At 74.1% G+C, this 10143-nt stretch carries 9 protein-coding genes and 1 tRNA gene; 5 read left to right on the top strand and 5 right to left on the bottom strand.

The genetic code is table 11. The features are described 5' to 3' along the window. The 5 genes from CRM73_RS16480 to upp form a co-directional block, all read right to left on the bottom strand. Positions 1-1083, bottom strand: a 1083-nt coding sequence (locus CRM73_RS16480; protein WP_229588544.1) for an FAD-dependent monooxygenase, incomplete at its 3' end; no start/stop codon positions are given. A gap of 12 nt (positions 1084-1095) precedes the next feature. Next, on the bottom strand, positions 1096-2082 hold the full coding sequence (locus CRM73_RS16475; protein WP_017833924.1) for an aldo/keto reductase: 987 nt from the start codon (positions 2080-2082) through the stop codon (positions 1096-1098). 53 nt (positions 2083-2135) lie between these two features. Beyond that, positions 2136-2675: a histidine phosphatase family protein gene (locus tag CRM73_RS16470; RefSeq protein ID WP_017833923.1), complete on the bottom strand. Its 540-nt coding sequence runs from the start codon at positions 2673-2675 to the stop codon at positions 2136-2138. 96 nt (positions 2676-2771) lie between these two features. Continuing rightward, complete coding sequence (locus tag CRM73_RS16465) at positions 2772-3596, bottom strand: winged helix-turn-helix domain-containing protein (protein WP_035927744.1); 825 nt, start codon at positions 3594-3596, stop codon at positions 2772-2774. Positions 3597-4103: 507 nt separating this feature from the next. Beyond that, positions 4104-4739 (bottom strand): uracil phosphoribosyltransferase, encoded by a 636-nt coding sequence (upp, locus tag CRM73_RS16460; RefSeq protein ID WP_031283230.1) that lies wholly within the window; start codon positions 4737-4739, stop codon positions 4104-4106. A gap of 88 nt (positions 4740-4827) precedes the next feature. Between upp and tadA the strand changes: the two genes are divergently transcribed. The 5 genes from tadA (at position 4828) to CRM73_RS16435 (ending at position 9938) form a co-directional block, all read left to right on the top strand. Further along, positions 4828-5373: a tRNA adenosine(34) deaminase TadA gene (gene tadA / locus CRM73_RS16455; RefSeq protein ID WP_052132975.1), complete on the top strand. Its 546-nt coding sequence runs from the start codon at positions 4828-4830 to the stop codon at positions 5371-5373. Positions 5374-5402: 29 nt separating this feature from the next. Then, positions 5403-5492 (top strand) — tRNA-Ser (locus tag CRM73_RS16450). Positions 5493-5698: 206 nt separating this feature from the next. Continuing rightward, positions 5699-6532 carry a thioesterase family protein gene (locus CRM73_RS16445; RefSeq protein WP_115163047.1) on the top strand — a complete coding sequence of 278 codons (834 nt, stop codon included), beginning with the start codon at positions 5699-5701 and terminating at the stop codon, positions 6530-6532. A 123-nt stretch (positions 6533-6655) separates the two neighbouring features. Continuing rightward, positions 6656-6982, top strand: coding sequence for a 2Fe-2S iron-sulfur cluster-binding protein (locus CRM73_RS16440; protein WP_229588542.1), 327 nt, complete (start codon positions 6656-6658; stop codon positions 6980-6982). A gap of 85 nt (positions 6983-7067) precedes the next feature. Next, the gene (locus CRM73_RS16435; protein WP_017833917.1) at positions 7068-9938 is read left to right on the top strand and encodes an FAD-binding and (Fe-S)-binding domain-containing protein; all 2871 of its coding nucleotides are present in this window, start codon (positions 7068-7070) and stop codon (positions 9936-9938) included. Positions 9939-10143 lie beyond the last annotated feature (205 nt).

Below are 10143 nucleotides of genomic sequence, written 5' to 3'. Positions count from 1 at the left end.
CGCCAGGCGCCGCGCCTGGCGGCGGGCGCGGGAGGACGGCAGGAACCACTGCGCCCCGCCGCGGGCGACGCGCTGCTTCTCCGCCACGACCGGCCGCCAGACCCGCTCCCAGCCCGTCAGCGCCTCCTCGACCGATCCGGCGCGGTCGAGCCGCTCGGCGAGCAGCCACGCCCCGGCGATCCCCAGCGAGGCGCCCTGGCCGCCCAGCAGGGACACCGCCTGGCCCGAGTCCCCGAGCAGCACGACCCGGCCGCTGCTCCACCGCGGCAGCTCGACCTGCACCACCTGGTCGTAGTAGAGCCGGTCCCCGCCGGGACAGGCCGCCAGGACGCGGGGCACGATCCAGCCCAGCGAGCCGTGGACGGCGCGCAGGCTCTCCCGGGGGTCGGCCGGCAGGGACGGCGCGGCGGCCCGGTGCACGGCGAACACCGCCAGGCGCCCGTCGCGCAGCCCGTAGAACCCCATCGCCCGGTCGATGCTGTCCGTGAGGCAGAAGCGGTCGCCGACCTGCCGGCACGCCTCCGGGTCGTCGACCACGAACGCCGCCGTGTGCAGGCCCAGCCAGCGGCGGAAGCGCTCCTCGGGCCCGAACGCGGAGCGCCGCACCGCCGAGTGCACCCCGTCCGCGCCGACCACCAGGTCGGCGTCGAGCACCGTGCCGTCGTCGAGCACCGCGCCCGCCCCGCCGGGCCGCTGCCGAACCCCGGCGACGCGCCGGCCGTAGCGGAGCTCCGCGACGCCCCGGGCGTGCTCGCGCAGCACCCGCTCGAGGTCGGGGCGCATCACGCTGACCAAGTGCCCGTCGAGGGCGTGGGCGAACCGGGCGAACGGCAGCCCGGCCCGGTCGCGGCCGCGGTCGTCCACGTAGCTGAGCCGCTCGACCCGGTAGCCGAGCTCCAGGACCGCCGGCAGCACGCCCATCTCCTCGGCGGCGTCCCAGCCGGGGCCGAAGAAGTCCATCATGTAGCCCTGCTCCCGCGGGCGCGGCGCCCGTTCCAGGACCACCACGTCCCAGCCCCGCCGGCCCAGGCACCCGGCCAGGGCCAGTCCCGCGATGCCCGCCCCGCAGACGACCGCGCGCACGGCCGGCGCCGCTCAGTACCGGTCGCCGACGGCTGCCACGCCGTCCAGCAGGGTCAGGTCCTCGGCCGTCAGGCGCAGGTCCGCGGCCGCGGCGTCCTCCCGCAGGTGGCCGGGGTCGGTGGTGCCGGGGATCGGCAGCACGTGCTCGCCGCGCACCGTGGTCCAGGCGATCGCGACCGCCGCGGGCGAGGTCCCGTGCCGGCCGGCGACCTCGCGGAGGGGCGCCAGCACAGCGTCCTCGTTGGCAGCCATGGCCTCCGGTGTGAACCGGGGGTTGCGCGAGCGGAAGTCGGAGCCGGAGAACTCCCGGCCCGCGAGGGCGCCGGAGAGGTAGCCGCGGCCCAGCGGGGAGAAGGGGACGAACACCGCCCCGTGCTCGGCGCACCACCCGATGACGTCCCCGGAGGGGTCCCCGTCGGCGGTGGGGCCAGACCCCTCGGGGTTGCGGGTCCACAGGGAGTACTCCGACTGGACGGCCGCGACCGGGTGGATGGCGTGCGCCCGCTCGGCCTGCTCCGTGCTGACCTCGGAGAGCCCCAGGTGGCGCACCTTGCCCGCGGTCACGAGCTCGCCCATCGCGCCCCAGGTGTCCTCGAGGGGCACGTCGGGGTCCACGCGGTGCAGGTAGTAGAGGTCCACCGCGTCGGTGCGCAGCCGGCGCAGGCTGTCCTCGATCGAGCGGCGCACCTCGTCCGGGTGCCCGCAGCGCTCCGTCCGGGGCGGCTCCAGGGAGGCCGCGCGCAGCCCGGTCTTGGAGCAGAGGAACACCTCGTCCCGGCGCGGGGCGAGGGCGGCGCCGACGAGCTCCTCGTTAGCTCCCCCGCCGTAGAGCACCGCCGTGTCCACCACGTTCATGCCGAGGTCCACCGCGAGCCCGAGCACCTCGTGCTTGCGCCGCTCGGTCAGCCCGTGCCGGTCGTAGACCCAGCTCAGGCCCATGGCCCCGAACCCGATCGCGCCCACGCGGTCCCCGGACGGGGTGAATTCGATCTGTCGCATCCAGTGCTCCTTCGTCGGTCCGGCCGCCGCGCCGGCGCCCGGAGGACCGCCGGTCAGCGGTCTCCCGCGGACGGTCGCGGCACCGTGAAGTCCACCAGGCGGGCGTCGGCGCCGTCCAGTCCGGCCCAGGTGCCGGGAACCTCCAGGACCGCCAGCCCGGAGGTGGGGCAGCCGTCGGCGAGGGCCATGACGGCGTCGTAGTCGGAGTCCGGTGTGGCCAGGCGGAGGGCGGCGTCGCGCAGACCGGGCAGGTGGCCGATGAGCAGCAGGGACTCCACGGTGTCCGGCACGTGGTTGAGCACCGCGATGATCCGGCTGTCCTGGGCCGCGTATAGGGACTCGTCGAGCCGGGCGGTCGGGGCGAGGTCGCCGAGCTCGCTGCACACCCACGTGCAGGTCTGGCGCGCGCGCAGGGCGCTCGAGCACAGGATCATGTCCGGCACGTGCCCGTTCGCCAGCAGCCAGCGCCCCGCGGCGGCGGCGTCCGCGGCCCCGCCGCGGTCCAGGGGGCGGTCGTGGTCGGCCACGCCCCACGGGTGCTCGGCCTCCGCGTGGCGCATGAGGACGAGCTTCTTCCGGTCGTGGCGGGTCATCGGTTCATGATGCCACGCGTCCGCCGGGCACGGAGCGACCCCGGCTCCTCCGCGTCGCGGGACGGAACCGGGGCCTGCACGGATCGGGGACGCGGATCAGATGGAGTACTCGGGGGCCGCCCACACGACGACCTCGGGGTGCTCGTAGAAGCGGTAGCCCTGGCCGCGGACGGTGCGCACGGTGTTCGCGAGCCGGCCGAGCTTGGAGCGCAGGCGCCGGATGTGCACGTCGATGGTCCGCTCGTTGGGCACCTCCTCGGAGTCGCGCCACAGGCTGTGCAGCAGCTCGTGGCGGCCCACGGTCCGGCTGCCGTTCTCCACGAGGTAGTTCAGCAGCTCGAACTCCTTGAACGTGAGGTTCAGGAGGCCGCCGTCGAGGAAGACCTCCCGGCGGGAGAGGTCGATGAGCACCCCGGTGGACTGGCTGGTCTTCGTCTCGGGCGCCGGCGCGGGCGCGGCGGGCGCCGTGGGCCGCACGGCCCCCGAGGTGGGGTCGCCCAGGGCGTTGCGCACGACCTCGAGGTCGGTGCCGGCGGTGTTGGCGGGAGCCAGCGCCACGGCGGCGTAGGAGTCGGCCTGCGGGACCAGCTGCTGGGCGTACGCCCGGATGCTCTGGACCATCTTGACCAGCGAGGTGCCGCTGGCCGCCGCGGTCTCCTCGTCGAGACCCACGTAGATCACGAACCCGCGCGCCTCGTTCTCCTGCACCTGCGGACGCGGCGCCGTGTCCCGCTGCAGGCGGGTGGGGAGCGGGGTCTCGCCCGGCGCGGCCGACATGGGGCCGATCGTGCTCCGGAGGCTGCGGTAGTCGGCGGGGGCGGTCTGCCCCCGCTCGGGGGCCGCGGCCGGACCGCGGACAGCACGGGCCTCGCTCGTGCGGTTGCGCTGGGAAATGTGCACGTATCCCGGTGTGCCTGGCATCTGGTGCCCCTCGTCTTTCCGTCGTGCGGCGGACGAGGTTCCGTCCGCCTGAGTCGATCCGCCCCTCGGAACGGCCCCGCCGCTCCCAGCTCCCGAACCGGCCCGCTCCGTGGTGGTCGGGGAGGGTCCCCGCGAAGCTGGCAAATTCCTGACAGTGGCGTTGCTCTCATGGTCCACCAGCCCCCTGGATCCCGCAAGTAATATTCGAGGCGTTATCTCACGATGCGAGATTCGAACGACGGCTGTCCAAGTGCTCCGCCAAAATGAACCTCCTTCACCTTGCGGCTGTGATGCCGTTTTCCGTCCGACCCCCGGGATATCAGACCTCTGGGACCATCCGGGGGCTTTTCCGCCCCTCAAGCAGGTCCCGATCCTGTTGTCAAGACGGCTTCGTCGGTGAACTCTTCGTCTCACGATGTGAACACGTGGCCGGAGGTCGAAAAAAGGCCCGCCGAGGACGTCGGCGGGCCTTTTCAGCGCGTGGTCTGCGGTGTCACGGGACGGCGGTCAGTCGACCACGCCGTAGAGCCGGTCCCCGGCGTCCCCGAGGCCCGGGACGATGTAGGCGTTCTCGTCGAGCCGTTCGTCCCTCGCAGCCAGGACGATGTTGACCTCGGAGTCCCCCAGCTCCTCCTCGAGGGCGGCCAGGCCCTCGGGGGCGGCCAGGAGGCAGACGCACGTGATCTGCTCGGCCCCGCGGCGGTAGAGGAACTTGATCGCCTCCCGCAGCGTCCCGCCCGTGGCCAGCATCGGGTCGAGGACGAAGACCTGGCGGCCGGTGAGGTCGTCGGGCAGCCGCTCGGCGTAGGTGATGATGTCGAGGGTGTCCTCGTTGCGGGCCATGCCGAGGAAGCCCACCTCGGCCGTGGGGATCAGCCGGGTCATGCCCTCGAGCATGCCCAGGCCCGCACGGAGGATCGGCACGACCAGCGGCCGTGGCTTCGACAGCCCCACGCCCGTGGTGCGCGTGACCGGCGTGTCGATCTCCACCGGTTCCACGCGGACGCCCCGGGTGGCCTCGTACGCGAGCAGCGTCACGAGCTCCTCGACGAGCAGGCGGAACACCGGGGACGTGGTGTTCTTGTCCCGGAGCACGGTCAGTTTGTGTGCCACCAATGGGTGGTCGAGAACGGTCACTCGCATGGACCAAAATTACCATCGGGCCACGGGGGCGCCCCGCCCCCTCGCCGGACCCCGCCCGGCCCGGCGACCCGCCCAGGAGGAGAACCGCATGGCACTGCCCCCGCGCACCCGCTCCGAGGCCCGGGCGGAGGAGTGGATGCGGCTGGCCCTCGCCGAGGCCCGGGCGGCGCTCGGGACGCAGGACGTGCCGATCGGCGCCGTCGTGGTCGGCCCGGACGGGACGGTGGTCGGCCGGGGCCGCAACCGCCGGGAGGCCGACGGCGACCCCACCGCCCACGCCGAGATCCTGGCGCTGCGCGACGCCGCCCGCGCCCTGGGCTCGTGGCGGCTGGACGGCTGCACGCTGGTGGTGACCCTCGAGCCCTGCGCGATGTGCGCGGGCGGGATCGTCCTGGCCCGCGTGCCCCGCGTGGTCCTGGGCGCGTGGGACGACAAGGCCGGGGCGGCCGGCTCCGTCCTCGACGTGCTCCGGGAGCGGCGGCTCAACCACTGGGTGGAGGTGACCGGCGGCGTGCTGGCCGAGGAGTGCTCCCGGCTGCTCCTCGACTTCTTCGCGGAGCACCGGCGCGGCGGGGACGACAGCGCCGGGCCCGCCGCTCCCGGTCCCGCCGGCCCCGCGGGTTTTGGCGGTTGAGCTCGCCAGCCGGTACAGTACTGCGAGCTGGTGACGTGTCCGAGCGGCCGAAGGTGCATCACTCGAAATGATGTTTGGTGTAAGAGCCAACGAGGGTTCAAATCCCTCCGTCACCGCCAGTCGGGAAGGCCCCGGGTCCTGAGGGATCCGGGGCCTTCCGCATGCCCGCCCGCCGGTCCCGCCCCGTCCGGCGCCCCCGGAGGACGTGGACGGCCCCGGCCCGGGGCGGCCGGCGGCGGGGAGCGCGGGCCGCCGTTGGATACCGTGGTGGCGATCACCACGCCCGCCGTGCGGCGGGCCCGGACGGAAACGGAAGAGGGGCAGCATGACGACGTCGGCGCAGGCAGTCGGACACCTGGGAGCGGACGGGGAGGAGTACCCGGACGCGTACTTCGTGCGGCTGGACCGCACCCGGTTCCGCTCGACGCTGCACTCGCAGGGCGCCTGGAGCGAGGCCGAGCAGCACATGGGCGCCGCCTCCGGGCTGCTCGCCCACGCCGTGGAGGCCGACCACCCCCGCGCGGACCTCCTGCCCGTGCGCTTCTCCTACGACATCCTCGGCTTCATCCCCGGCGGCGAGGTCGAGGTGACCACGCGCGTGGTCCGCCCGGGCCGCACCATCGAGCTGGTCGAGGCCACCATGAGCCACGCCGGGCGCTCCTGCATCCGGCTGAGCGTGTGGCGGCTGCTCCGGGGCGAGACCGCCGAGACCGCCGGCACGCACCGGGAGGCCCTGCCGCCGGTGGGCGACGCCCTGCCCGCCACGATGACCGGGCGGTGGCCGGGCGGCTACATCGCCTCCCTCGAGGGCCGCACCGTGCGCGAGCACCGGCCCGGCCGGGCGGCCATGTGGCTGCGCGCGCCGCACGCCGTCGTCGCCGGGGAGGAGTCCTCCACCACGGCGCGGTTCCTGGCGGCCGTGGACGCCGCCAACGGCATCGCCGTGCGGGTGGGCCCCGACGAGATGGTCTTCCCCAACGTGGACCTGAGCGTGCACCTGGTCCGGGAGCCGGTCTCCCCGTGGGTGGGCCTCGACACGCACGTCACCTTCGGCGACACCGGCGTGGGCCTCACCGAGTCCGCGCTGCACGACGAGGCCGGCTACCTGGGCCAGGTCGCCCAGTCCCTGACGATCCGGCCGCTCCCGGTCTCCGGCTGAGCCGAGCCGGACGGGCCGGGCGCGGGCCCCGGCCCGTCGGTGGGCGCCGCCGCGCGACCGTACAATGGGGCGGGATTTCCGACGTCGAGACCAGGGGCGACCGCGCCCCGAGGAGGACACCCAGTGAGCAGCATCAACATCACCGTGATCGACCGCGAGGGCAACCGCACCGAGGGCGTCGAGTGGAAGGACTACGAGAGCCTCATGGAGGCCCTCACCCGCCACAAGTACCCGATCCTCGCGACCTGCGGCGGCAACGCGTCCTGCTCCACCTGCCACTCCTACCTCGACCAGAGCTCCTTCTCGAAGGCCAACGAGATCAACGACGAGGAGGAGGACCTCCTCGACATGCTCGACGACACCCGCCACGACACCTCCCGGCTCAGCTGCCAGGTCGAGTGGGCGGAGGAGCTCGACGGCGCCGAGGTCACCATCGCCCCCGAGTGGTGAGCCCCCCGTCCCCGCGGGGACGCCCCCGCCAGCCCTGACCAGACCCCGGACGGACCGGCCTCGCCGGCGCGCAGGAAAGTGGACCATGACCGACATCCGCGAGGACCTCACCACCCGCGCCGCCTACGTCTCGGACGCGTCGATCTACCGGCGGCTGCCCGAGGCGGTGGCCGAGCCGCGCAGCGTCGAGGAGGTCCGCGAGCTGCTGGCGCTGGCGAAGGAGCGGGGCTGGTCGGTGGTCTCCCGCGGCGGCGGCACCTCCGTGGCGGGCAACGCGATCGGCGACGGGCTGGTCATCGACACCTCCCGGCACTTCAACAGGATCCTGTCGATCGACCCCGAGGCGATGACCGCCACGATCGAGCCCGGGGTGATCTGCGACCAGCTGCGCTCCGCGGCGTCCGAGTTCGGCCTCACCTACGGACCCGACCCCTCGACGCACTCGCGGTGCACGATCGGCGGGATGGTCGCCAACAACGCCTGCGGCTCCCACTCCGTGGCGTGGGGCACGTCCGCGGACAACCTGGTCTCGCTGAAGGTCATGCTCGCCGACGGCCGGGTGGTGGAGCTGCACGAGGGCGGCACCTCCGAGCCGGGGATCGACCGGGCGCTGACCGGGATCCGGGACCGGCACCTGGCCATGCTGCGCACCGAGCTCGGCCAGTTCCCGCGCCAGGTCTCCGGGTACGGGCTGCACTACCTGCTCGGCGAGAAGGGCTTCGACGCCGCCAAGGCCTTCGCCGGCACGGAGGGCACCTGTGGGGTCATCACCGAGCTCACGGTCCGTCTGGTCCGCAGGCCCGCCCACACGGCCCTGGCCGTGCTGGGCTTCGAGGACGCGTTCGAGGCCGCCACGGCGGCGCCGAAGCTGCGCGTGCCCGGGGTGTACACCATCGAGGGCATGGGCGCGGACCTGCTCGACGCCCTGCGCACCCGGCAGGGCCAGGAGCACGCCGGCGGCGAGCTGCCCCGCGGCGGCGGCTGGCTCTACTGCGAGGTCGGCGCGGACACCCTCGAGGAGGCCGAGGCGGCCGCCCGCACCCTGCCGGGGCTCGTCCCGGAGAACGTCGTGGACTCCGTGATCGTCTCCGACGCGGGGCAGGCCCGCGCCCTGTGGCGGATCCGCGAGGCCGGCGCCGGGATCGTCACCCGCCTGCCCGACGGCGGGGAGGCCTGGCCGGGGTGGGAGGACTCCGCGGTGCCCCCGGCGCGCCTGGGCGAGTACCTGCGCGACCTCTACGACCTGCTGCACGAGCTGGGCCTCACCGGCATCCCCTTCGGGCACTTCGGGGAGGGCTGCGTGCACATCCGCATTTCCTTCGACCTCGGCACCGAGGAGGGGATGGCGACCTATCGCACGTTCATCGAGCGCGCCGCGCGGCTCGTGCACCGCTACGGCGGCTCGGTCTCCGGCGAGCACGGCGACGGCCGCGCCCGGTCCGAGCTGCTGGCCACGATCTACTCCCCCGAGGCCCTGGCCGCCTTCGCGGCGTTCAAGGCCGTCTTCGACCCGGACGGCGTCTTCAACCCCGGCGTGCTCGTGGACCCGGAGCCCATCGACCAGGGCGTGCGCCCCGGGCCCGGCGCCCGCACGTTCGAGCTGACGCCCGTGCACGCGTTCTCCCGCGACGGCGGCTCGTTCTCCAGCGCGGTCAACCGGTGCGTGGGCGTGGGCTCCTGCCGCTCCGACGTCGGCGCCATGTGCCCGTCCTTCCAGGCGACCCACGACGAGGTGCACTCGACCCGCGGCCGCGCCCGGTCCCTCGCCGAGATGCTGCGCGGGGAGTCCATCACGGACGGCTGGAAGTCGAAGGAGACCCTCGAGGCCCTCGACCTGTGCCTGTCCTGCAAGGCCTGCGCGTCCGAGTGCCCGGTCAACGTGGACATGGCGACGTACAAGGCCGAGTTCCTGCACCACCACTACCGGCACGGCCTGAGCTCCTTCCTGGGCCGGAACCGGCGGCCGATGGCCCACTTCACGATGGGCTGGATGCCGCTGCTGATGCGGATCGTGGAGAAGGTGCCCCTCTCCTTCCGGCTGATCAACCTCCTCGAGTCCCACCGCGGCGTCGAGGAGCTGACCAAGCGGCTCGGCGGGATCGAGCCGAGGCGGCGGATGATCACCTTCGCCGAGCAGCCGCTCACCCGGTGGTTCCGCGGCCGTCCCGCCGCGCGGTCCGGGGGCGGGCCCGCCGAGGCCCGACCGTCCGTGGTGCTGTGGCCGGACACGTTCACGAACTTCTCCGCCGACGCCCCCGGCCGGGCCGCCGTGGAGGTGCTCGAGGCCATGGGCTACCGGGTGCTGATGCCCATGGGCAACGTCTGCTGCGGGCTGACCTGGCACTCCACCGGGCAGCTGGAGATGACGCAGAAGGTGCTCCGCCAGACCCTGGACGTGATGGAGCCGCTGATCGAGGCCGGGTACCCGATCATCGGGCTCGAGCCCTCGTGCACGGTCATGCTCCAGGAGGAGATCACCGAGCTGCTCCCCGGCGACCCCCGGGCCCGGCGGGTCACCGAGCTGACGACGACGATCGGCGCGTTCGCGGCCCGCCACCTGGCCGAGGGCGGCGCGTGGCCGTTCCGGGAGCTGGCCACCGAGGCGGGCCCCGCCGGCGCCGTGTGCCAGGTCCACTGCCACCAGCAGTCCATGAGCGGCTACGGCCCGGAGCTGGAGGTCCTCGCGAAGCTGGGCGTGGACACTGCCGTGGTCGGCGGCGGGTGCTGCGGGCTCGCGGGCAACTGGGGCTTCGAGCCCGGCCACTACGAGGTCTCGCAGACCCTCGGCGAGCGGGAGCTGTTCCCCGCGATCCGCAGTGCGGCGGACGGGACGATCGTGCTCGCCGACGGCTTCTCGTGCCGCACCCAGATCGCCCAGGGCACGGGCGCGGACGGCGTCCACCTCGCCGAGGTGATGCGCGCGGCGCTGCCCCCGGCGGAGCCCGGCGAGCGGTAGCCCCGCCGGGAGCGGCCCCGGCCGGGGCGGGCGCCGCCTCCGGCAGCGGTGTCGGTGGCCCTGCCTAGAATGAAGCACCTGGGAGGGATCCCTTCCCGGGACGTGGCACGCCACGACGTCCGTCCGAGGAGGATATCCCCCCGTGTCTTCGCTCTCCCCCGCCCCCCGCCCCGTCCTGGGAGCCCTCGCCCTCGCCGCAGCCCTG

The sequence above is a fragment of the Kocuria sp. CCUG 69068 genome (genome assembly GCF_020833785.1).
Classification (GTDB): domain Bacteria; phylum Actinomycetota; class Actinomycetes; order Actinomycetales; family Micrococcaceae; genus Kocuria; species Kocuria rosea.
The sequence above is the reverse complement of the archived record's forward strand: the minus strand, read 5'-3'. Positions and strand labels throughout refer to the sequence as shown.